This is a genomic window from Paraburkholderia steynii, assembly GCF_900100565.1.
Taxonomy (GTDB): Bacteria; Pseudomonadota; Gammaproteobacteria; order Burkholderiales; family Burkholderiaceae; genus Paraburkholderia; species Paraburkholderia terrae.
The window spans coordinates 75,207-96,457 of record NZ_FNDI01000009.1; the positions used below are offsets into that span (position 1 = coordinate 75,207).

General features: G+C 61.7%; 21 protein-coding genes and 1 pseudogene. 12 read left to right on the plus strand and 10 right to left on the minus strand.

Translation table 11 applies throughout. The features are described from left to right. Positions 1–10: 10 nt before the first annotated feature. Entirely contained in the window at positions 11–784 is a 774-nt protein-coding gene (locus tag BLT65_RS17770; RefSeq protein WP_042305355.1) for an ABC transporter substrate-binding protein, read from the minus strand. A 178-nt stretch (positions 785–962) separates the two neighbouring features. Next, positions 963–1,880, minus strand: coding sequence for a LysR family transcriptional regulator (locus BLT65_RS17775; RefSeq protein ID WP_091779521.1), 918 nt, complete (start codon positions 1,878–1,880; stop codon positions 963–965). A 146-nt stretch (positions 1,881–2,026) separates the two neighbouring features. On the opposite strand from BLT65_RS17775, the gene BLT65_RS17780 reads away from it, so the two are divergent. After that, complete coding sequence (locus BLT65_RS17780) at positions 2,027–2,782, plus strand: SDR family NAD(P)-dependent oxidoreductase (protein WP_042305222.1); 756 nt, start codon at positions 2,027–2,029, stop codon at positions 2,780–2,782. A 60-nt stretch (positions 2,783–2,842) separates the two neighbouring features. Here the strand turns inward: BLT65_RS17780 and BLT65_RS17785 are convergent, their stop codons facing one another. The 5 genes from BLT65_RS17785 to BLT65_RS17805 form a co-directional block, all read right to left on the minus strand. Continuing rightward, positions 2,843–4,156 carry an MFS transporter gene (locus BLT65_RS17785; protein ID WP_229516509.1) on the minus strand — a complete coding sequence of 438 codons (1,314 nt, stop codon included), beginning with the start codon at positions 4,154–4,156 and terminating at the stop codon, positions 2,843–2,845. Positions 4,157–4,239: 83 nt separating this feature from the next. Further along, positions 4,240–5,100 (minus strand): fumarylacetoacetate hydrolase family protein, encoded by an 861-nt coding sequence (locus tag BLT65_RS17790; RefSeq protein ID WP_091779525.1) that lies wholly within the window; start codon positions 5,098–5,100, stop codon positions 4,240–4,242. A gap of 14 nt (positions 5,101–5,114) precedes the next feature. Further along, complete coding sequence (locus tag BLT65_RS17795) at positions 5,115–5,780, minus strand: hypothetical protein (protein WP_244186515.1); 666 nt, start codon at positions 5,778–5,780, stop codon at positions 5,115–5,117. Beyond that, on the minus strand, positions 5,777–6,574 hold the full coding sequence (locus tag BLT65_RS17800) for a shikimate dehydrogenase family protein (protein WP_091779529.1): 798 nt from the start codon (positions 6,572–6,574) through the stop codon (positions 5,777–5,779). Before BLT65_RS17800 ends, BLT65_RS17795 begins: the two co-directional genes overlap by 4 nt. Then, a complete protein-coding gene (locus BLT65_RS17805; RefSeq protein ID WP_091779531.1) occupies positions 6,571–8,181 on the minus strand; it encodes an acyl CoA:acetate/3-ketoacid CoA transferase in 1,611 nt (536 codons plus the stop codon). Before BLT65_RS17805 ends, BLT65_RS17800 begins: the two co-directional genes overlap by 4 nt. A 267-nt stretch (positions 8,182–8,448) precedes the next feature. Between BLT65_RS17805 and BLT65_RS17810 the strand changes: the two genes are divergently transcribed. The 3 genes from BLT65_RS17810 to BLT65_RS17820 all read left to right on the plus strand — a co-directional run bounded on the left by BLT65_RS17810 (position 8,449) and on the right by BLT65_RS17820 (position 10,541). Further along, a complete protein-coding gene (locus tag BLT65_RS17810) occupies positions 8,449–8,901 on the plus strand; it encodes a MaoC family dehydratase (protein WP_035993333.1) in 453 nt (150 codons plus the stop codon). Between the two features lie 102 nt (positions 8,902–9,003). Beyond that, complete coding sequence (locus tag BLT65_RS17815; protein ID WP_091779533.1) at positions 9,004–10,083, plus strand: LacI family DNA-binding transcriptional regulator; 1,080 nt, start codon at positions 9,004–9,006, stop codon at positions 10,081–10,083. Positions 10,084–10,130: 47 nt separating this feature from the next. Next, positions 10,131–10,541 (plus strand): RidA family protein, encoded by a 411-nt coding sequence (locus tag BLT65_RS17820; protein ID WP_091779535.1) that lies wholly within the window; start codon positions 10,131–10,133, stop codon positions 10,539–10,541. 15 nt (positions 10,542–10,556) lie between these two features. On the opposite strand, the gene BLT65_RS17825 is transcribed toward BLT65_RS17820, so the two are convergent. Beyond that, the gene (locus tag BLT65_RS17825; protein WP_091779536.1) at positions 10,557–11,477 is read right to left on the minus strand and encodes a LysR family transcriptional regulator; all 921 of its coding nucleotides are present in this window, start codon (positions 11,475–11,477) and stop codon (positions 10,557–10,559) included. A 106-nt stretch (positions 11,478–11,583) separates the two neighbouring features. Between BLT65_RS17825 and BLT65_RS17830 the strand changes: the two genes are divergently transcribed. Further along, entirely contained in the window at positions 11,584–12,243 is a 660-nt protein-coding gene (locus tag BLT65_RS17830) for a peroxiredoxin-like family protein (RefSeq protein WP_091779538.1), read from the plus strand. A gap of 175 nt (positions 12,244–12,418) precedes the next feature. Then, entirely contained in the window at positions 12,419–13,684 is a 1,266-nt protein-coding gene (locus BLT65_RS17835; protein ID WP_244186516.1) for an MFS transporter, read from the plus strand. A gap of 27 nt (positions 13,685–13,711) precedes the next feature. Here the strand turns inward: BLT65_RS17835 and BLT65_RS17840 are convergent, their stop codons facing one another. After that, complete coding sequence (locus BLT65_RS17840) at positions 13,712–14,080, minus strand: hypothetical protein (protein WP_229516519.1); 369 nt, start codon at positions 14,078–14,080, stop codon at positions 13,712–13,714. Positions 14,081–14,232: 152 nt separating this feature from the next. After that, on the minus strand, positions 14,233–15,501 hold the full coding sequence (locus BLT65_RS17845; protein ID WP_042305227.1) for a LysR family transcriptional regulator: 1,269 nt from the start codon (positions 15,499–15,501) through the stop codon (positions 14,233–14,235). Positions 15,502–15,643: 142 nt separating this feature from the next. On the opposite strand from BLT65_RS17845, the gene BLT65_RS17850 reads away from it, so the two are divergent. From BLT65_RS17850 to BLT65_RS17870, 6 genes and pseudogenes are all read left to right on the plus strand, one after another. Further along, entirely contained in the window at positions 15,644–16,495 is an 852-nt protein-coding gene (locus BLT65_RS17850) for an amidohydrolase family protein (protein WP_091779542.1), read from the plus strand. A gap of 29 nt (positions 16,496–16,524) precedes the next feature. Continuing rightward, positions 16,525–17,439 (plus strand): substrate-binding domain-containing protein, encoded by a 915-nt coding sequence (locus tag BLT65_RS17855; protein WP_091779544.1) that lies wholly within the window; start codon positions 16,525–16,527, stop codon positions 17,437–17,439. 67 nt (positions 17,440–17,506) lie between these two features. After that, positions 17,507–18,862 (plus strand): C4-dicarboxylate transporter DctA, encoded by a 1,356-nt coding sequence (dctA, locus tag BLT65_RS17860; protein ID WP_042305230.1) that lies wholly within the window; start codon positions 17,507–17,509, stop codon positions 18,860–18,862. Between the two features lie 183 nt (positions 18,863–19,045). Further along, positions 19,046–20,092, plus strand: a complete 1,047-nt coding sequence (locus tag BLT65_RS17865; RefSeq protein WP_091779546.1) for a porin — start codon at positions 19,046–19,048, stop codon at positions 20,090–20,092. 28 nt (positions 20,093–20,120) lie between these two features. Continuing rightward, a pseudogene (locus BLT65_RS47900) lies at positions 20,121–20,267 on the plus strand (4-carboxy-4-hydroxy-2-oxoadipate aldolase/oxaloacetate decarboxylase); the annotation flags it as partial. A 567-nt stretch (positions 20,268–20,834) separates the two neighbouring features. Continuing rightward, the coding region (locus BLT65_RS17870) for a PLL family lectin (RefSeq protein WP_482811877.1) at positions 20,835–21,251 on the plus strand (417 nt) is incomplete at its 3' end.

The following is a 21,251-nucleotide window of genomic DNA, read 5'->3' on the forward strand; positions in this document are numbered from 1 at the left end:
TTCGATCGTCTCAGCCGTTCAGAATATCGAAGTCGAAGTAGCGGCGTTCGATCTTCTGATACGTTCCGTCCTTGATCATATCGGCAATGGCCTGATTGATCATCTCACGCAACTGCGGATCGTCTTTGCGCAAACCAATCGCGGCGCCTTTGCCCAGCGTCTTCGCATCGTTCACGGGCCCGCCGAGAAAGGCATAGCCCTGCCCTTGCGGCGTCTTCAGAAAGCCCTCGCTGCCGGAGATCATGTCCGTCAACGTCGCGTCGAGCCGCCCCGAGCGCAGATCGGTGTAGACAAGTTCCTGATTGGCGTATGACACGACATTGATGCCGGCGGGTGCCCAGTATGCTTTCGCGTACGCCTCCTGCGTCGAGCCTTGCGCAACCCCGATGTTCTTTCCTTTCAGCGATTCGACCGAGGGCTGCAGACCGGCGCCAGCGCGTCCGATCAGGCTGCTCGGCGTGTTGAACAGGGTTGTCGAAAATGCCACTTGTGTTTCGCGTTTCGGCGTCACCGACATGGCCGACAGAATCGCGTCGAACTTGCGCCCCTGCAGCGCGGGAATGATGCCGTCGAACGCCGTTTCGACCCATACGCATTTTGCGTGGAGCCGGCGGCAAATCTCATTGCCGAGGTCGATTTCGAAGCCGACGAGCTTGCCGTCGGGCGCCTTCGACTCGAACGGCGCGTAAGTAGGATCGACGCCGAATTTCAGTTCGGTCAATTCCTTCGCGTGTACGGACAATGCTGCGAGCAATAGTGCGAGACAAACCAGCGGCTTTTTCATGAGCATCCCCGTTCCAGACAGCAACCGTTGAAAAAAACGGACGATTCGCTTGTCCGTCGATTACGGATCAGCATAGGAACTCAAAAAAACGAAGAATAGAGGCCCGTCGGTCGCGGATGATTTAGATTTTCTAAAGCTTGAATGGCGACGCGATCCAGTTCGACGCGTTGTGAAGGGGCTACGCATGCAACCGGTCATACGGCCGGAAAATCTCCAGCGCCCAATCGACGAACGCCCGCATCCTCGCGCTGTCGTGTTGCGACTTCGCAAACACGATATGTAGAGGATGCAATGGCCGACTCCATTCAGGAAGAAGCTGAACGAGATCGCCATTCGCGAGCCCCGAACGCGCCATGAACGCGAACGTCTGGCCAACGCCAAGCCCGCTGACTAGCGAGGTCAGATGCGCGGTACTCTCATTGACGGAAACCCCTCGCGTACACTTCGGGTCGATCTGGATTTTCTCGTCGCCGCGCTCGAAGAACATCGTGAAAACGCGGCCCGTCCGCGATGAGAAATACCCGACCAGGTCGTGCTCGCCGTACAGTTCTTCCGGATGCCGCGGCAGTTTGCGCGATCTCATGTATCCCGTGCCCGCATACGTGCCCCAATCGAGGCTCGCGATACGCCTCGCAATCAGCGACGTGTCCGTCAGTTCGCCGCCCCGGATCACGCAGTCGACACCCTCGCCGATCAGATCGACTTCCCTGTCGCTGACGCCCAGTTCGAGCTGGATCTCCGGATAACGCTGCCGGAACAACGGCAGATGCGGCAACAGGATCAGATTGGCCAGCGACGACCCTATATCAACCCGCAAACGCCCTCGCGGTGTGCCACTAGAGTCGGCAAAAAGCGTGTCCATTTCGTCGACGTCCGCGAGCACCTTGAGCGCGCGATGGTAATACGCCTGACCTTCGTCGGTGACGGTCACCTTGCGCGTGGAGCGCTGAAACAGCTTGACCCGCAGGTGAGTTTCGAGGTCCTGGATCAGTTTGGTGACGGTGGGCCTCGGGATGTTCAGGGTATCGGCGGCTTTGCCGAACCCGCCCGATTCAGCGATCCGCACGAACACGCGCAATGCGAGCATCTGGTCCATTCCGGTTCCACGCTTTGATTGACCGTGTCGATCATATCGCGATTATTCACATCCATAAATAATGATTTAGCAAACAGCCTATTTATTGGCACAGAAGAAACACTTATCGTTGCCACATCGATTCATTCATTTCACTTGAGGACATCATGAGCAAACGACTGGAAGGCAAAATCGCACTGGTGACGGGCGGCACGAGCGGAATCGGTTTGGCCGCTGCACAGGATCTCGCACGCGAAGGCGCGAAGGTTTATGTCACGGGCCGCCGTCAGGCCGAACTGGATGCGGCCGTGAGCGCAATCGGTCACGCGGCAACGGGCGTTCAGGGCGACGTCACGCGCAGCGCCGATCTGGACGCGCTGATGAAATTGATCCGCGAGCGCGAAGGACGTCTCGACATTCTTTTCGCCAACGCAGGTGGCGGCTCGCTGGCGCCGCTCGGTGATATTTCCGAGCAGCATTTCGATGACACCTTTAATCGCAATGTCCGTGCGGTGGTCTTTACCGTTCAAAGCGCGCTGCCGCTCATGTCGCGCGGCGGGTCGATCATTCTCACCGGATCGATCGCAGGGTCCACGGGGACGCAGGCGTTCAGCATCTATGGCGCTTCGAAGGCCGCTGTGCGCAGCCTCGCGCGGAGTTGGGTGCTCGATTTGAAGGACCGCGGCATTCGCGTCAACGTCGTGAGCCCGGGCTCGACCCGGACTGTCGGCCTCGCTGAACTCGGGGGCGACACGAAGGAAGGTCAGGACGGGTTGCTGTCTTACCTGACGTCGCTGGTGCCTATCGGCCGTCTTGCCGATCCGATGGAAATCGCCAAGGTGGTGACGTTTCTGGCATCCGACGATTCGAGCTTTATCAATGGCGCGGAGATCACGGCGGATGGTGGGCAGGCGCAGGTGTAGTCTGTAGTCGAAGCAGCGCGGCGAACCCGTGACGGGTTCGCCGCGTCCATGTCGGCCCCGCTAATGACCGCCAGCGTCGATTTCGCTCAACTGCATGCCCTTCGTTTCGCGCACCGACCGCAGAATCACGATGGCCGCCAGTGCCGCGCCGATGGTGAAGACCGCAATACCCAGCGCGATCGTCATACTGGCGGCCTTGACGGTCGTCAGCACGATGTACGGTGCAATACCGCCACCCACGACACCGATGTTATAGAGGAAGCCCACTCCCGACGCACGTACGTCGCGAGGCAGGTTCTCCGTCAGTATCGTTCCCCAGATGCCCGACGATCCGACGAGGAAAAAGCCGCTCAAAAACGCGAAGCATTCTGCAAGCAGGAACTGGTTGACGCTGTACACCAGCGCCACCACGCACACCGCCCCCGCGCCTAGCATCGCACTGATCCCGGCGCGCCGTCCGAGCCGTTCCGCGATGAAACCGGACGCGAAGAAGCCAAACACCTGTCCGACTGCCGAGGTCATCGTCAGCCAGGTGATCGTCAAAGGCTCGAATGAAAGCGACTTCAGATAGGTCGGAAAGAGCCCCTGAAACGGCCATGAGCCGAAGCACAGCACGAGCATTAACAACGCGAGGTAGCCGACGCGGCGCGGATAGAGCCTGAACAGCACGACGGCCGGATTGTCGCGCAACGGCGTGCGGAGCTTTCGTCCGCTCGCCCTGAACGCTTGCGATTCCGGCACGCACAGCAGAATGAACACGCCGAGCAGGATTGCCGGAATGACACCGACAAAGAACATGCCGCGCCATCCGAAGTGCGGATAGACGAGATCGTAGGCAATCGCCGCGCCGATGGCACCGAGCCCCCAGCCCGTATCGAGAATGCCGATGCCGATCGCCCGGTGCTTTTCCGGCCACGATTCGGCGACCATCGTCGCGCCGAGCGAGAAGCCCGGCGCCATGCCAAAGCCGAGCAGCAGGCGGAAGACCGCAAGCGACACGAAGCTCCACGACAGTCCCGTCAGCACGGCGCCCGCCGTGAACCACGCCAGCGTGATCACCAGCGGAATCTTGCGGCCGATACGGTCGCTCAGGCTGCCGAACATCAAGCCGCCTATCCAGCGCACGCCATACGTCGCAAACAGCAACAGCGACGCCGTGCTGAGCGGCACGTTGAAATGCTTCGCGATGTCGTTCAGCACGAACGTGATCGCGAGAAAGTCGACTGCGTCCATTACCCAGACGCCCCATGCGGCGATCAGAACGCGCCATTGCGGCCACGAAATGTCCCTGTACCAGGGCAACGCTTTCGTCGTCGAAACATTCGCGGCTGCATCGGTGGCTTTCATCACGCCTCCTCCTGTCCGGTTGTCCATTCAGGGTCTCCTGTCTCTTGGATTGGATTGTGTACCGGGCCGGGTCATTCACACGAGGCGAATGCCCGGCACGTGTCAGCGCCTCAAGCGAGCGCCGAATCTTCGAATGCGAGCACGGTCTGCTTCTGCGTGCCGAGCCCTTGCACACCGAGTTCCATCACGTCGCCCGGCTTCAGGAAACGCTCCGGCTTCATGCCGAGGCCAACGCCGGGCGGTGTGCCCGTCGTGATCACGTCGCCGGGTTGCAGCAACACATGACGGCTGACGTACGACACGATCGTCGCAAGGCGGAAGATCATGTCCGATGTCGACGAGTCCTGGATGCGCTTGCCGTTGAGTTCGAGCCACAAGCCGAGATTCTGCACGTCGTCGATTTCGTCGGGCGTCACGAGCCACGGACCGAGCGGGCCGAAAGTCGGGAACATCTTGCCCTTTACCCACTGACCACCGTGCTCGAGTTGCATCTCACGTTCCGACACGTCGTTGCACACGCAATAGCCCGCCACGTAGTCGAGCGCAGTTTCTTCCGGCACATACAGCGCGCGCCGGCCGATCACCAGCGCGATCTCCACTTCCCAGTCGCACTTGGTCGAGCCGCGCGGCAGGATGACAGGATCGTTCGGGCCCGAGAGGCACGACGGCGCCTTGTTGAAGATGATCGGCTCGGCGGGAATCGGCGCGTTGGTCTCGATTGCGTGCTGCACGTAGTTGAGCCCGATGGCGACGAAGTTGCCTGGCTGCGCGATGCACGAACCGAGGCGCGGCTTGCCCTCGACGACAGGAAGACGCGCCAGGTCGGCGCCGCGCAGTTTTCCGATTCCGCCGTCCGCGAAGAATGCGGGCGTGAAATCGGCGCATAGCGACGACGCATCGCGAATCGCGCCCTGTTCGTCGAGCAGCCCGGGTTTCTCGTGTCCTTCGGGTCCGTATCTGAGTAGCTTCATCGTGCTTCCTGAAATCAGTGGTTGAGTGTCGCGAGACGGCTGATCTCGAGCGTGAAAACGCCCGCGCCTGCCGCCGCTTCTTCGCGCTGCGCCGTATCGATACCGGCCAGCAGACGGGTGAGTTGCTTGCGTGCCGCTTCGAGCGTCGAGGTTTCGACGAACAGCACGCGCGGCGGCACTACGTATGCGCGCTCTCGCGCTTCGCGCGTGTCGAGGTGGCTGGCCGCGTCGTCGGCGACGAACAGATGCGCGGCCAGCACACCCGTGTCGGCCGTGATGGCGGGCGCTTTGCCTTCGAACAGGTGACGCGCGTCGAAGCCGGCAGGCAGCGGCACGGTCAGCGCATGGCCGCCCGTACTCGCGCCCGTCGTCTTCTCGACGACGCAGATCGAACGCGCCGTATTGCGGAATGCCCGCACCGAGCTCTGCGTCAGCGGCGTCGGATCGTTCAGCCGCGCCAGATAGGCGGGGCTCGTCAGCACGGCGACGTCGGCGGCTTCGTACAGCGTCAGCCATTCCGTCACGCCGCTACCGCGATAGCGGCGGCCGCGCAGGAAACCCGGCAGCGCGAGACGCTCAGGTAGGTGCTCCTTGTCATGCCAACGGTAGAACGCGTCGCGCTCCGTCTCGATCACGTCGTTCCAGATCAGCACAGCGGCCTTGCCGAGCAGGGACATCATCGGGCTCCTTTGTCGAAGAATTCGAGGATCGCGTCGACCTGGCCGCCGTGCATGTCGTGTCCGGTGACCACGTGAGCGCCTCGTTCCCGCGCGAGTCCTACGAGCACAGTCGGCGTTGCGGGTGGCCTCAGCACGACGTCCCCCACTAAACTTCCCGCGCCAATCGCGCCCGGATCGCCAGGCAAGCCGTCATCGTCCTTCATCCCGATGATGGAAGCGTTGATGACGATGTCGTACTTCCCACCGTCATTGCCGACGCTCACATCGCAACTGCGAAAATGTCCGGCCAACGCGTCGCGCAAGGTCCGCGCCCGATTCGCATCGGGATCGACGAGCGAAATCGCGTGGACGCCGTGCGCTGCCAGCTCTGCGGCAATCGCGGCGCCCGCCCCTCCGCAGCCGAACAGCAGCACGCGCTTTGCGCCGAGCGGCATGACTTTCTGCGCCGCACTCACGAAGCCGACGCCGTCGAACATGTCGCCCGTCCAGCTTCCATCAGGCTCGCGACGCAACGCATTGATCGCGCCGACGATTTGCGCCCGCGTCGACAGACGGTCGGCGAACGCGAGCGCGGCGGCCTTGTGCGGCGACGTGATCAACAAGCCGTCGAGGTTGCCGAGTGACATCAGGCCGCGCATCGCCGTATCGAACGAATCGCGGCTGGCTTGCGCGGCGAACATCACGGCATGGATGTCGTGACGCGCGAAGTGCGCGGTGTACACCGATGGCGAGCGCACCTGCGCGACAGGGTCACCGATGATCGCGTACAGCCGGGTAGCGCCGTCGATGTTCATCGCTGTGTCTCCGCATGCCACTGCGCGATGCGCGCCGAACGGAAGCGGCGTTCGCGCGCCACCACTTCGTCGTGAATGCCGAGCGGTACGGGACGGAACAAACGCGCGTCCATCGTCCTGAGATCCGGCGACACCTGCGGGCGAAACTCCATCTGCGCGAAGATGTCGCGTTCGATATCGACGCCCGGCGCCACTTCGATCAATTCGAGCCCTTGCGCGCCGATCCGGAACACGGCCCGCTCGGTCACATACAGCGCGGTCTGTCCGCGCTCGCGCGCAAACGTCGCGTTGTAGCAGACCTGTTCGAGCTTGCGCACGAACTTCTTGTGACGCCCTTCTTCGCGTATGACCGTCTGCCCCGCTTCCCATCCGATGTCGAGACCGCCCGCCGTCAACGTGCCGCTGAAGATCACGCACTTCGCGTTCTGGCTGATGTTGATGAAGCCACCCACGCCGATGATCTTGTCGCCGAAGCGGCTGATATTCACGTTGCCTTGTGCGTCGACTTCGGCGAACGAAAGGAACGCGAGATCGAGGCCGCCGCCGTCATAGAAGTCAAACTGTGACGGCTGTTCGATCATCGCGGCAAAGTTCTGCGCGCCGCCCGAGTCGCGGCCCGTAATCGGCGCGCCGCCTATCAGACCTTGTTCGTTGGTCAGGATCACCTTGTCGAGCAAATCCTCTTCTGCGGCAACCGTCGACAACCCCGTCGACACACCTGCGCCGAGATTGCACACGGCGCCCGGATAGAGTTCGAGCGCCGCGCGCCGCACGATGACCTTGCGCGGCCCGAACGGCAAGGGCTTGATCTCCGACAACGGCACGCGCAATTCGCCCGCATAGCTCGGGTCGTAATCCGTCGCATAGGTCTGCCGCTGCTCGGGCACCACGACCACGAAGTCGACGAGGATGCCGGGAATCTTCACCTGCTTCGGCGGGAGCGTATTGCGCGTCGCCATCCGTTTGACCTGAACGACCACGATGCCGCCTGCTCGCCGCGTCGCTTGCGCCATCGCGAGCATTTCGCCGAGCACGGCCTCCTGCTCCATCGTGATGTTGCCGTCTTCATCGGCCGTCGTGCCGCGTAGGAATGCGACGTTGATCGGCACAGGCTTGAAGCGCAGCCATTCTTCGCCGTCGAGTTCGATCAGCTCGACGAACTCTGCGGGCGTGCGCGGACTTTGCCGCGCGCCTTGCTGACGCGGATCGACGAAGGTGTGAAGCCCTGTTTTCGTGATCAGGCCCGGCCGGCCGCCCGCCATGTCGCGCATCAGTTGCGACAGCACGCCTTGCGGAAACGTGTAGGCCTCGATCTTGTCGGCGGCAGCGAGCGTGACGAGGCCGGGTGAATCGACGAGCGCGCTCGTGATCGCGCGACGCAGCAGCCCTTCATGCGCAAGGTGGCTCGCACCGAGCGCCGCGCGGTCGCCCACGCCGACCACGCTGATCGACGTCAGATTGCGCGGTACGCCCGCGCTCATGAAGCGTGCCTCCACTGCGGCGAGCAAAGCCTCGGGCACCGAGTGCCCGCCGCCCGAGCCGCTGATCAGAACAGCGTCTTCGTCGCGTACCAGCGACGCCGCTTCAGTCGTTGAAATGATGTGCATGTTGCGTGTCCCGCGTCGTTGAGTTGAACCGGCCGGCACGACGCGGACTGAAACCACGTCACCGGCCAATTCAATGTAACCGGTTGCAGACACGATGCAAAGTGGTTTTAACATTCTCCAGGGAAAACCACTAAAATGGTCACAAACACCGTGTATTTAGAGTACATTGAATGAAACCGGCCCATTTGTAACCGGTTTCATACATGGTCTAAAACGTTGACGGAATGGCGTGAACGGCAAGACCGCCACTTTTCAGGAGCATTGAGCATGGCCATCAAAGGCGTGGAGATCGGACAGGAATTCAGGTTCGCCAAGACGGTTGGCGAAACCGACGTAACGCTGTTCGCGGGGCTGACGGGCGACTTCAGCGACACCCACATCAACGAGCAGTACATGCAGGAGAAGTCGTCGATCGGCACGCGCATCGCACATGGCGCGCTGCTGGTCGGCTACATGTCGACGGCTTCGACGATCAGCATTGCGCATGTGATCCATCGCAACGATCTCGAAGAGTTCCCCGTGTCGGCGGGATACGACCGCATCCGTTTCATTCGTCCCGTGCTGCTGGGCGATACCGTCACGGTGATCTACCGGGTCGCCGAGATCGACGAAGAGAAGCGCCGCAGCACCGCGGACATGGAGGTCGTGAATCAGCGCGGCGAAGTCGTCGCGGCGGGGCGTCACATCATGAAATGGGCAAAGAAGCTTTCATCGAAGTAAGCGCGACGTGTACTGCGCGCGGCCGCGCCGATGCGTTTGCCCCATGAAGCCGCCGTTATAATTGCAGCGGAAAACTCTAAGGCAATCGCCAAGGCAAACGATATGGCAAAGGCTGCGCGCCCCACTCGACATGAACAGCCGGCCGCGCCATCCGTTGCGGTCCGGCCGGGCGCTGCAACGCTGCGCGAAGTCGCGGAACTGGCGTGCGTGTCGAAGGCCACTGTGTCACGCTTCATCAATTCGCCGGAGGTCGTGTCGCCGAGCGTGCGCGAGCGGATACAGATCGCCATCGATCATCTCGGCTGGGTTCCGCATGCCGCCGCGCGCGCGCTCGCGACGCAGCGAACGGGCACGATCGGCGCGGTCGTGCCGACGCTCGCCAACGAGCATTTCGCCACGGCCATCCAGGTCCTGCAGGACGAACTGGAAGAAAAGGGCTATACGTTGCTGCTCGGCTGCTCGGAATATGACCTGCAGCGCGAATACCGGCAGGTTCGCAAGATGCTGGAGCGCGGTGTCGATGCGATCGCCGTGGTCGGCGAAGGTCATCACCCGGATCTCTATGCGCTGCTCGACCAGCGCAACGTGCCGTGCGTCAGCACCTTCACCTTCGCCGCGAAGCAACGCTCGATCTGCGTCGGCGTGGACAACTATCGCGCGTTTTACGACGCGACTCGTTATCTGCTTGGCCTCGGCCATCGGCGGATCGCGATGATCGCGCAGAATGCCGATACCAATGACCGCGCCGCCGCGCGTCGCGAAGGCGTGCGCGTAGCACTGGCCGAGCACGGCATCGCGATTCATCCCGCGCATATGGCCGAAGGTTTTTGGGGCGTTCAGGAAGGAAGACGGCTGTTCAGCCAGATCATGGCCGCACCGATCGAACCGCCGACAGCGATCGTATGCGGCAACGGGTCATTCGCAACGGGCGCGATGCTGGAGGCAATGGCCGCCGGCTACGATGTGCCTGGCCATCTCAGCCTGATCGGCTTCGACGACTTTGAAGTGATGGCCGAACTGCCGATTCCGATCACGACCGTGCGCGTTCCGAGTGCGGAGATCGGCAGGCGCACGGCGGAACTGCTGATTGCACAGCTCAATGGCGAAAGCGATACGCAGAGCGTCGAGTGCGAGGCAACCTTGATCGTGCGCGAGTCTTGCGCCCAGCCGCGCTCCGATTGAACGGAACTCGGGCTGGATACCCGCTTCCGACAACACAAGGCTACCCCATGGTCGATGCAGTGAACCCTCCCGGTATCTGGTCACCATTCGGTGCGTTCTCGATGGCCGTCATTCAGGGCGATGGTCAAGTCGTGCATCTGAAAGGCCAAGTTTCGCTGGACGTCGATGGACGCGTGGTAGGTCCCGGCGATATGCGCGCGCAGGTGCGCAAGGTCCTGGAAAATATCCGTGATGTTCTCGGCGCGGTGGGTGGATTCACGACCGACGTGATTTCGCTCGTCCACTACGCAACGGATATCGAAGCGTTCATGAAGACCGGCGACATTCGCGCGGAGTTTTTCTCAGCGCCCTATCCCGTCACGACAACGGTCCAGATCGAACGGCTTTACCATCCGGATCTGATGATCGAAATCACGGCCGTTGCCGAAATACCGCGCACCAGGTTCCGTCGTCCGTAAGCTTCTATAGCGTCTCTATTGTCCCCGCATCCTCGCATCGACATCCACCGAAATCGGCGCGAGCTCTTCCACCAGAAAGCTGATCAACGCCCGCGCAGCAGGGCGCGCAGTACGGCCCGTCGGAAACACTGCGTGGATTTCAATGGGTTCGAGTTGCCAGTCTTCGAGTATCGACACGAGCCGGCCATCCGCGATCTCGCTGCGGCATCCCCACAGACCGATCACCAGAATGCCCAAACCGGCGACAGCGGCCGCCGTGGCGGCTTCATTCACTGTCGATGTGATGCGCCCGTCTCCCCGAAAAACCGCTTCACGCCCGTCCTTGCGCAGCGTCCATCCCAATGACGCGGCACTCGACGGGCCCGTGACGAACGCATGCTGGCTCAGTTCGGATGGCTCGATCGGACGGCCCTTGCGCGCCAGATATGCGGGCGCCGCAACCAGCAGCCGGGGCGAACGCCCAAGCAGTCTCGACGTCGCGCTGGAATCCGGCAGCGCGCCAAACCGGATCGCGACATCGACGCCTTCCGTAATCAGATCCTGACGGTCATCCGCCATCAGCAAATCGATGTAGAGCGCCGGGTGCATCTCCATGAAGCGGTCGATACGCGGAATCACCTCGCGTATGCCAAAGCTCGTCGACAGCGCCACGCGCAGACGTCCGCGCAGTTCCGTCGATCCGCGCGCGGCGTGATCCGCTTCTTCGAGCGCGTCGAGGATCGCTTCGACGCGCGTCAGGTAATCGACGCCCGCTTCCGTCAGTTTGACCGCGCGGGTGCTCCTGACGAACAACGCCGTACCGACGTCCGCTTCGAGTTCGGAGATCTGTCTCGACACGGACGGCTGGCTGATGCCGAGTTCCCGCCCCGCCCGGGTGAAGCTCGACGTACGCGCGACGCGTGTGAACAGCCGCAACACGGACAACTTGTCATTCATCCACGTGGTAAATAATTGATAGTCATCCAGACATTCTACCCGGCTCCGAGCAAATGAATCATGATGAATTCACGCCACCACCGGCGAGCCAACACTGGAGTCAGAAATGAACCTGCAGCAGAAACTGGATGCCTTCAAGTCGAACTTCGAGACCAAGGTCGCACCGCCCGCAGTCGTCGACGTCTTTCACAGGACCACGGCCGAGCTGATCGCAACGGGTCAGGCGGAGCGCTCGCTGAAGGTCGGCGACATCGCACCGACTTTCACGCTGACCAATGCCGAGGGCGAAGTCGTCTCGTCGGCAGAGATGCTGGCGCACGGGCCGCTGGTCGTGACGTTCTACCGGGGCGTCTGGTGCCCGTATTGCAACATCGACCTGCAGGCCATCGAAGAAGTCGCGGATGAAATTCGCGCGCTGGGTGCGAGCCTGGTTTCGATCTCGATGCAAACCGCGACGAACAGCCTGAAATCGCAACGACAAAACAAGCTCAGCTATCCGATCCTCGTCGATGAAGGCGGCAAGACGGCTGATGGCTTTGGAATCCGCTTCCGGCTGCAAGACGAGCTAATCGACACTTACAAAGGCTTCAATGTCGATCTGCCTGTCATCAACGGCGAGCCGAGCTGGACGCTGCCGATGCCCGCTCGATACGTTATCGCGCAAGATGGCACGATCGCTTATGCCGAAGTGAGCCCGGATTACACGAAGCGCCCCGACCCGAGCGAGCTGGTAGCCGCTTTGAAGAATCTGAAAGCGCCCGCCTGATGTCCCGAGCGGACCTCGCTTGCGCGAAACGCCTGGTGGTGTCCGCCGTTGCGGTCAATCTGGAATAGTCCTTGCGTCCTGTAGCGGGATCATCCGGTCCACGCTACAGAACAGCAGCCATGAATCCATGACCGCCCCCTGCCCTTCGCCGTCGCAGGCCGCCGATGAAACACGCATGCCCTCATCACGCAGCCTGCGCGGCATCGATGCGCTGAGCTTCCTGATGGCGGACGTCAGGGACGGCCTCGGACCGTTCCTGTCCGTGTTCCTCAAGGGCAACCAGAACTGGCCGTCCGGACAGATCGGCATCGTGATGGCCGCGAGCGGTGTGGCTGCGGCAATCGCGCAGGTTCCTGCGGGACTGCTCGTCGATAGCGTTCGCGCGAAGCGCCTGATTCTGGCAACGGCGGCGCTGTGCGTCGCGGCGGGCTGCCTTTTCATCGCGCGCTTTCCGATGTTCCGCGCCGTGCTGGCCATCCAGATCGCCATCGGGCTCGCGTCGGCCGTCATTGCGCCGTGCCTCGCTGCGCTGAGCCTGGGCCTCGTTGGCCATCGACGCATGCCGTCCAGAGTGAGCCGCAACGAGAGCCTCAACCATGCAGGCAATTTCGTCGCTGCCGTACTCGCGGGCGGGCTGGGCCAATTCGTCGGCGTGATGTGGCTGTTCTATCTCGTCTGTCTGTTTTCGCTGGGCAGCGCGGCCGCCGTGCTGCTGATCCGTCCGCATGAAGTCGATCACGAGACGGCGCGCGGCGGCGAACAGCACGTCGATGCCGGGCAGCCCGCAAGGCCGCTGCCTTTGCGCGAGTTCTGGCAGCGCAAGACGGTGCGGGTCTTTCTCGTCGCTGTCGTGCTGTTCCACTTCGGCAACGCCGCGATGTTGCCGCTCGCGGGTCAACTGCTTGCAAAAACGCACCCGGGCGCAGACGTGATCGCATTGAGCGCGTGCGTGATTGCCGCGCAGTTCGTGATGGTTTTCGTTGCGATGGCAGTCGGGCACGGCATGCGCAGGGGTATCGGCCGCAAGCCGATTTTTCTGGTTGCCTTTGCTGTTCTTCCCGTGCGCGGGCTGCTGTTCAGTTTGACCGCAAACCCGTATGCCGTCGTCGGCATTCAGTTGCTCGATGGTATTGCTGCAGGCATCTTCGGCGTGATCGCAATTGTGATTGCATCGGATATCACGCAGGGCACGGGGCGTTTCAACGTCGCGCAAGGCGCGACTTCGCTTGCAGTGGGAATCGGCGCTGCGCTCAGTCAGGTGACGGGCGGCTTCGTCGCCGAACGTTTTGGATTTGCCATGAGCTTCATCGTGCTGTCGGGCGTCGCCGGGTTTGCGCTTCTTTTCTTCCTGCTATGCATGCCGGAAACGGGCGGCAAACTCGCCACCGCTGACGCAGGCCCGGACGCTACATCGGCTGCGTCGACACGGGCGATCGAATGAACCGCTTGCGTCGACACAGCCGACTGCTCAATACCACCAACCCGGCCCTGGACCCGGGCCCCACATGCTCCAGTTCCACGCCGCGTTCTCATTCATCTCCGCGTTCATCCGTTCCTGATCGATGAACTTTTGCTGGAGCTGTTCGCGCTTGTAGTTATCCCACGCCGTTTCGTCGCCGACATACAGGCAGCCGCACGAGTACGGGTCCGCATAGAGAAAGACAGGCTTGCCGTCCTTGACCTTCTGCACCACGCGATTGGGCGGCAAGGTCTGCAGTTGCAAGCGCTGCGCGTCCGTCGTCACGGGGACGATATGGAACCCCGCCGCCGACAGCAGGTCGTTTTTCTCGTTAGCGCGTTCGACGGGCGATGCACACCCGGCAATCAGAGCACTCATGCTGATTGCTATCAAACCCGTGACCAATCGGTGCTTCATCGTCGTCCTCTGGAAGTAGGCGGTAGGTTTCAAGGATCACACATGGCACGCAGTCTGGGCGCCAAAACTTAGGCGGGAATTACACGGGCATGGCGTATCGCCCGGGTTCACTGTCAAGCCTTGTGCTCGTCCCCATTGTGCTGACCGTGCTGCGTGGCCCCGCACTCCTGAACCAGCTGCTCGATAAACGCCTGCTGCATCGGCGTTCCGAGCCAATCCGTTCTGAGCGTGTAGCCGACCACCCGGCTCGCCTCCGGCGTCTCGAGTTCCAGCGCAACCATCTCGCTGCCCGGATACGCCTCGCGAATCTGCGAGCGCGAGAGCAACGTGATGCAATCGCTTTCCACGAGCATCGCCATCATCATCGCGAGGGAACTGGTCTCGACCACGAGCGGCGGTTTGCCGGGCAGGCGCGCAAGCATCGAGTCGATTGCCGCACGCCGCGGCAGGTTGCGTTGCGGCACCACCCAGTCGAACGAAGCGAGGTCGCGCGCGGCGATCCTCGCTTTGCCCGCGAGCCGATGGCCCTTTCTGACGGCCACCACATACGGGTCCGCGAACAACTCGTGCTCCTGAATCGATCCTGTCAGACGCGGCTCGCGCAGCGCACCGATGATCACATCGATATTGCCGAAGCGCAGTTCTCGCAACAGCTGCGAATGCGAGCCCTCGTCTACCGTCACCTTGGCATCGGGGTACTGACGACGCAGCCGCTCGATCGCGCGCGCGACAAGACGAGGCGCGAGCATCGGCAGCACGCCGAGCGAGATCTTGCCCGTCAGCTGTCCGCGCGCATGGGCGAGATCTTCGCGAGCCTGCGCGATCTCGTACATCGCGAGACTCAGGCAGCGTGCGAACTCGATACCCGCTGCGTTCGCCGACACGCTATGCACGCGGCGCCGGTAAAGCGTCGCGCCGACCGTCTGCTCGATCTGGCGCGCCGCGCGATGCACGGCTGGCTGCGAGATGCCCAGTTGTTGCGCGGCCTCGGCAGCCGATCCGCAATGCGCAATGGCGATATGGCAGCGCACCTGCGAATCCGTCAAATGACGGCAAATCGTGCCAACGTGGGCGGTACGCACGTCCGCATCGCCCGTCAGATCGGCGACGGCGCGCTCCATCTGGTCGAGCATGCGCCGCACGCGCCGGTGCAGGATCACGCCCTCTGCCGTCAGTTCGCTGCCGCCGTAACCGCGCTCGAACAGCGCGCCGCCAAAACTCGATTCGAGCTTGCCGATGGCAAGACTGACTGCTGGTTGAGTGCGTCCCGCGCGCGCCGCCGCAAGGCCGATACCGCCCGTTTCGCAGACGGCATCGAACAGAAACAGGCGCCGCAAACGCGCCAGATCATCGTCCCTCTCCAGCCCTTCAACAGTCGACATAAGCCATCAGGATGTGCAGTGGAAAACCCCTAGCTTAACCAAAATTTATGTCGAAGGGTGCAGTTCATATTGCGGGATTCGCTTCGCCTGCGCTTACAGTTACGTCAATCCGATCAAGATGTTTTCAGCCAGGAGTCAGTTCATGTCTGTCGTTGTCGACACTCACACCCACGCAATTTCCCCGGATAAAGCGCGTTATCCGCTCGCGCCCGTCGGCGGCCATCAATCGGAATGGTCGGCAAAGCGGCCCGTCAGCTTTGAAGGCTTGCTCGCCGCCATGGATGAAGCCGGCATCGGCCGCGCGGTCGTCGTGCAGGCATCGACGGTATACGGCAACGACAATAGTTATGTGGTCGAGGCGGTGCGCAGCCACCCTGACCGCTTCGCAGGCGTGTTCTCGATCGACGTGCTGGCCGCCGACGCCGTCACGCAGATGCAGCGCTGGCTCGACGCCGGGCTGAGCGGCCTGCGTCTATTCACGACGGGCAGCACGATGCCGGGCCAGGCGGGCTGGCTGGACGACGAGCGTTCGTTTCCCGTCTGGGACTATGCGCAGAAGCACGACGTGTCGATCTGTCTGCAGATGACGGCGCAAGGCATTCCCGCGTTGCTGAACATGCTGTCGCGCTTCCCCGGCATCCGTGTGCTGCTCGACCACCTCGCGCGCCCGGAACTGGCAGGCGGCCCGCCCTACGAAGCGGCCGCACCGCTCTTCAGCCTTGCGTCGCATCAGGGCGTGTATCTGAAGCTGACCAATCGCACGATTGCCGAGGCTTCGCGCGGCGCATCGACACCCGCCGAGTTCTTCCCGCGCGTGCTCGAGGCATTCGGCGCGAAGCGCATCGCATGGGGCTCCAACTTCCCCGCCGCCGAAGGCACGCTGCCGCAGTTGCTTGCCGATGCGCGCGACAGTCTGTCGACGCTGCCCGCCGACGCACGCAACGCGATTTTCGGCGATACAGCACGCGCGCTCTATCCCGTGCTCGCCCGCTGAGCGCCGCACCCGCCGACACGGAGAAACACGTGAGCATCGTAACGAAACCGCTGCGCCTGAAGACCGCGCTGAAGACCTATCCGCATACGCGTGCGCTGAAATCCGGCGAACTGACGGATCCCGCCGTCGAACTGGTGTTCGAGGATATCGAACCCATCCATCGCGCGTTCGCGCCGATGGCGCGCCAACAGGCATTCGACGTCAGCGAACTGGCAATCGTCACCTATCTGCAGGCGAAGGCGTACAACAAGCCCGTCGTGCTGCTGCCCGCCGTGGTCGCGGCGCGCTTCCAGCAAAAGTGCATTATTTATAATGCGCAACGCGGGCAACTGAGTGTCGACGATCTGGCAGGCAAGCGAATCGGCGTACGCGCTTACTCGCAGACCACGGGCATGTGGGTGCGGGCCATCCTCGCGCAAACCTATGGCGTGCCCATCGACAAGATCGATTGGGTGACGTTTGAAGGCGCGCATCTGGACGAATACCACGAGCCGTCCTTCGCGCGTCGCGCGCAACCGGGCCAGCAACTCTTGCCGATGCTGCGCGCCGGCGAACTCGACGCCGCGATCCTCGGCAACGATCTGCCGGACGAACCCGGGCTTGCGCCGCTGATCGCCGACGCAGCCGCCGCCGATCGCGCGTGGTACGGCTTGCATCGATATGTGCCGATCAATCATGTCGTCGTGGTCAGGAAGGAACTGGTCGATCAGCATCCGGACGCGGTACGGGCCGTCTACGACCTGTTGCGGCGAGGCAAGCAGTCGGTGGCGAGTGGTCGGGACGCGAGCAAACCCGATCCGCTGCTGTTTGGCATCGATGCGCTGCGCGGACCGCTCGAAGAGACGCTTTCGTTCTGCGAGCGCCAGCAACTGTTGCCACGCAAGATGAGTGTCGACGAAATTTTTGCAGACTGCCTCGACGTGCTCGGCGACGCCGCCCGCTAGTTCGACAGACACCGCTCCAACCAGTCCAAGCGAATTCAAATTCGCCGCCGTTTCAGAAGGAGACATCATGAGCTTGCCCGGCAAGGCCGCATCCAAACCCCGGGGACGCCAGCCGTTCTATCGCGATCTGTCTTTCCAGGTTCTCGCCGGCATGGCGCTCGGCGTTGCCGTCGGCTACTGGTTTCCGAAGTTCGGCATCAACCTGCAACCCGTCGGCGACGCGTTTATCCGCGTCATCCAGATGCTGATCGGGCCCATCATTTTCTGCACCGTTTGCAGCGGCATTGCCGGTGTGCGGGACTTCAAGAAAGTGGGCCGGGTCGCTATCAAGGCGCTGTTCTACTTCGAGGTGGTGACGTCGCTTGCACTCGTGATCGGACTTGTGGTCATCAACGTGCTGAAGCCCGGCGTCGGCATGAATGTGGACATGAGCAGCATCCATTCGTCGGCTGTCGATGCGTATGTCGCGAAAGCACATCATGTCGTCACGACGAGCGAGTTCCTGCTGAACGTGATCCCTCATACGGCAATCAGCGCGTTTGCGGGCGGCGACGTGTTGCAGGTGCTGTTCTTCTCCGTGCTGTTCGCGTTCGGTCTCGCAGCGATTGGAGAGCGCGCCCGTCCGGCGATGGATCTGATCGATTCGGTGTCGAGCGCGCTGTTCTGGATCATCGGCCTGACGATGAAGGTCGCCCCGCTCGCCGCGTTTGGCGCGATCGCCTTCACGGTGAGCAAGTTCGGCTTCGGCACGCTGATCTCGCTCGGCAAGCTGATTCTGGAGTTCTATCTGACCTGCGCGCTTTTCATCGTGCTGATTCTCTGGCCGATCGCGAAGGTGAACGGTTTCAGCCTGTTGCGACTGATGCGCTACATCGGCGCCGAACTGTTGCTCGTGATCGGCACGAGTTCGTCGGAGACCGTGTTTCCGCAACTGATCGACAAACTTGAACGGCTCGGTTGCGAAAAGTCTGTCGTGGGCCTCGTCTTGCCGACCGCGTACACGTTCAATCACGACGGCACATGCCTCTATTTCGCCGCTGCCGCTGTGTTTCTAGCACAGGCAACCAACACGCCGATGACGTGGCACGACCAGTTGGTGCTGCTCGCAGTGCTGCTGCTGACGTCGAAGGGCGCGGCAGGTGTGTCCGGTGCTGCGATTGCCGTGCTTGCCGCTACGCTGGCCGCGTCGAACACCATCCCTGTGGAATCGATTGCGCTGATTCTCGGCATTCACAAAGCACTGTCGAGTGCGTTCGTGTTCACGAACATCGTCGGCAATAGCGTCGCGACGATCGTGGTCGCCAACTGGGAGAAGGCGCTCAACCGCACTGCCCTGCGCAATGAACTCAAGACGGGATTCAAACCGATGGACACGTCGATCGGCGCGTTGAAACAGTCCGGCGGCAGTTCGGCTGGGAGTTGATCTGGCAGATGGTAGGTGGTGACGGAATTCGGCACTGCCTGCCAATACAAAAGATGACTCCCGCGAACCATACACAATAGTTAGTCATACGAATCGTATAGCAGTAGCGGGGCATCGCATGACGGATGCGGAGAAGTTCGGCCGCCCGTCAGCGTCGAAAAGACATCAAAACAGGAGACAGTTGTGAAAGGAAAGTGGAGGAACCGCATTGGACTGGGACTGGGCGTATCGACGGCAATTGGGGTTCTCGCGGCCACGTCCGCGCATGCGCAATCGAGCGTGCAACTCTTCGGCACGGTAGACGGCGGCGTGCGGCATCAGACCAACGCGGCCGCCGGCGGCGGGTCGGTAACGACGATGAATTCGAACGGCTACTACAGCTCGAACAAGCTCGACTTCCGCGCTAGAGAAGATCTCGGCGGCGGATGGAACGCGCACTTCCTGCTCGAAAGCGGCTTCAATCTGGGTAACGGTCAGTTCGACAACACGACGGGCTTGATATTCAACCGGCAGTCATTCGTCGGCATCGGTCACAAGCAATACGGCTCGCTCGATCTCGGCCGCCAATACACGATCGCGCATGACATCATCAGCTTTTACGATCCGTACGGCTTTCATTTCACGCCGATCATTCCGTTGACCGTCGCATCCGATGGCACCCGCAACAACAACGACGTGAAGTACAAGAACACGTTCGGCCCGCTGCTCGTCGAAGCGGACAATTCATTTGGCGGCGTCGCCGGCGACTTCAGCAGCGGCGCGGCGCGCGCGGTCGGCCTCAACTATACGACGGGACCGATAGGGATTGGCGGCCTGTACGGCCATCGCAACGTGCTGGCCGGCAAGACCTACGTCGGCGACAGCTACTACATGGTCGGCGCCAGCTATCAACTCGGCCCGGTACGCTTTTCAGGCGGCTTCATGTCCGAGGACCAGCAAAACCAGGGCGCGCCGCATATGGTCACCAACAACGGCTTTGGCGGCATTGCGTGGACTGTGACGCCGTACCTCGTGTTTCGCGGCGCGTACTACCAGACCAATGTCTCGACGGACAAATCGGGGCGTCGCGGAATGTCCGTGCTTTCGCTCGGTTATCTGCTGTCCAAGCGCACCACGCTCTACGCGGAGGGCGACTATACGTCTTACCGGCACGCCGTTGTGAGCACGCTGAATCCGGCCGGCGCGTCGAGCCAGACGGCCGTCACCGTCGGTATCGACCATCTGTTCTAGAACGGGCGGGCGCACACACGCGGCCGCGCCGGCCGCGAAGGCGCTCGAAACGCTTAAGACAGCCAGCGCCCGCGAATCGAACGAAGCGCACAAGCGCGAGCGGCTCGCATCGGGTGTGTTGGGTCTCGATATGTATCGGATGCGAAAGCCACTGGAGAAACTCGGCTTGCAGTAGATCGACTGATGGTCGGGCGGCCGGCTAGCGGGTTCACGGTCCACTCCGTATATGGCTAATAGCCGTGCCGCGTCGATCCGGATAGTTGATCTTCCGCTCCCTTTCGTGATTGACACGTATAAAACGCCAGATATTTTCTAGCGTGTTGCAAGAAAAATGCTATTGAAACATCTACGAAATTCAAGGCATTGAAGCGCGTACGTGATTGGCCTGATACCGAAATAGAACGTCGTATTTTTTCATGATTTGCAATGCTAACATTTGCCTTGATTCGGTGAAGATCCGAGACTACGTTTGTTGTAGTGGATAACGGCTCTCGATGAGGCGTTATGGTAACGAAGCCAATTGAAGATGCGCTGACAAGCCGCATCTGGAGCCGCGTGCGCATCTACCAATAGTGAACGACTACACGGGGATGACTCATGAAAAACAAAAAAATCCCTCACGGTCAAAGCGACAATCGTGAAACTCAGATTCAGTTTTTCGTTGAACGTTGACTGGTTGCTTCTCGCTGCTTTTAGCGGGGGAGATTCATTCACTACCCGCTTCTGCTGAAGGGGAGGTCTCATGCAAGTTGCAATTGACACCATGCGGCGGCTCGTCCTTGAAACGATCGGCAAGGCGTCTCTGCTCGGTCTGGGCGGCATGGCGGCACTGGGGCGCTCTGAGCCTCTCGCCGCGCAGGGTACCCGGTCAAGAATTGCGGTCTCTAGCGTCTCATGGGGACCGAATCGTCTCGACATTTTCGGACTCGGTACCGACAACCAGATGTTCCACAAAGCATGGGCCCGCGCATGGTCTCCCTCTCCGAAGGACTGGGAGCCTTTGGGTGGCAGGTTCAACAGCTCGCCAGCGGCCGTATCCTGGGGCCCCAACCGACTCGATATCTTCGGTCTCGGCACCGACAACCAGATGTTCCACAAAGCCTGGGCCGGCGCATGGTCTCCCTCTCCGAAGGACTGGGAGCCTTTGGGTGGCAGGTTC

What these genes read in the sequence shown, in the direction of transcription:
- BLT65_RS17845 (WP_042305227.1), bottom strand. Translation starts at nt 15,501, where the DNA reads ATGTCGACTGTTGAAGGGCTGGAGAGGGACGATGATCTGGCGCGTTTG.
- BLT65_RS17840 (WP_229516519.1), bottom strand. Translation starts at nt 14,080, where the DNA reads ATGAGTGCTCTGATTGCCGGGTGTGCATCGCCCGTCGAACGCGCTAAC.
- BLT65_RS17835 (WP_244186516.1), top strand. Translation starts at nt 12,419, where the DNA reads ATGCCCTCATCACGCAGCCTGCGCGGCATCGATGCGCTGAGCTTCCTG.
- BLT65_RS17790 (WP_091779525.1), bottom strand. Translation starts at nt 5,100, where the DNA reads ATGAAGCTACTCAGATACGGACCCGAAGGACACGAGAAACCCGGGCTG.
- BLT65_RS17830 (WP_091779538.1), top strand. Translation starts at nt 11,584, where the DNA reads ATGAACCTGCAGCAGAAACTGGATGCCTTCAAGTCGAACTTCGAGACC.
- BLT65_RS17780 (WP_042305222.1), top strand. Translation starts at nt 2,027, where the DNA reads ATGAGCAAACGACTGGAAGGCAAAATCGCACTGGTGACGGGCGGCACG.
- BLT65_RS17795 (WP_244186515.1), bottom strand. Translation starts at nt 5,780, where the DNA reads ATGATGTCCCTGCTCGGCAAGGCCGCTGTGCTGATCTGGAACGACGTG.
- BLT65_RS17815 (WP_091779533.1), top strand. Translation starts at nt 9,004, where the DNA reads ATGGCAAAGGCTGCGCGCCCCACTCGACATGAACAGCCGGCCGCGCCA.
- BLT65_RS17785 (WP_229516509.1), bottom strand. Translation starts at nt 4,156, where the DNA reads ATGGACAACCGGACAGGAGGAGGCGTGATGAAAGCCACCGATGCAGCC.
- BLT65_RS17850 (WP_091779542.1), top strand. Translation starts at nt 15,644, where the DNA reads ATGTCTGTCGTTGTCGACACTCACACCCACGCAATTTCCCCGGATAAA.
- BLT65_RS17820 (WP_091779535.1), top strand. Translation starts at nt 10,131, where the DNA reads ATGGTCGATGCAGTGAACCCTCCCGGTATCTGGTCACCATTCGGTGCG.
- BLT65_RS17825 (WP_091779536.1), bottom strand. Translation starts at nt 11,477, where the DNA reads ATGAATGACAAGTTGTCCGTGTTGCGGCTGTTCACACGCGTCGCGCGT.
- BLT65_RS17775 (WP_091779521.1), bottom strand. Translation starts at nt 1,880, where the DNA reads ATGGACCAGATGCTCGCATTGCGCGTGTTCGTGCGGATCGCTGAATCG.
- BLT65_RS17810 (WP_035993333.1), top strand. Translation starts at nt 8,449, where the DNA reads ATGGCCATCAAAGGCGTGGAGATCGGACAGGAATTCAGGTTCGCCAAG.
- BLT65_RS17805 (WP_091779531.1), bottom strand. Translation starts at nt 8,181, where the DNA reads ATGCACATCATTTCAACGACTGAAGCGGCGTCGCTGGTACGCGACGAA.
- dctA (WP_042305230.1), top strand. Translation starts at nt 17,507, where the DNA reads ATGAGCTTGCCCGGCAAGGCCGCATCCAAACCCCGGGGACGCCAGCCG.
- BLT65_RS17800 (WP_091779529.1), bottom strand. Translation starts at nt 6,574, where the DNA reads ATGAACATCGACGGCGCTACCCGGCTGTACGCGATCATCGGTGACCCT.
- BLT65_RS17770 (WP_042305355.1), bottom strand. Translation starts at nt 784, where the DNA reads ATGAAAAAGCCGCTGGTTTGTCTCGCACTATTGCTCGCAGCATTGTCC.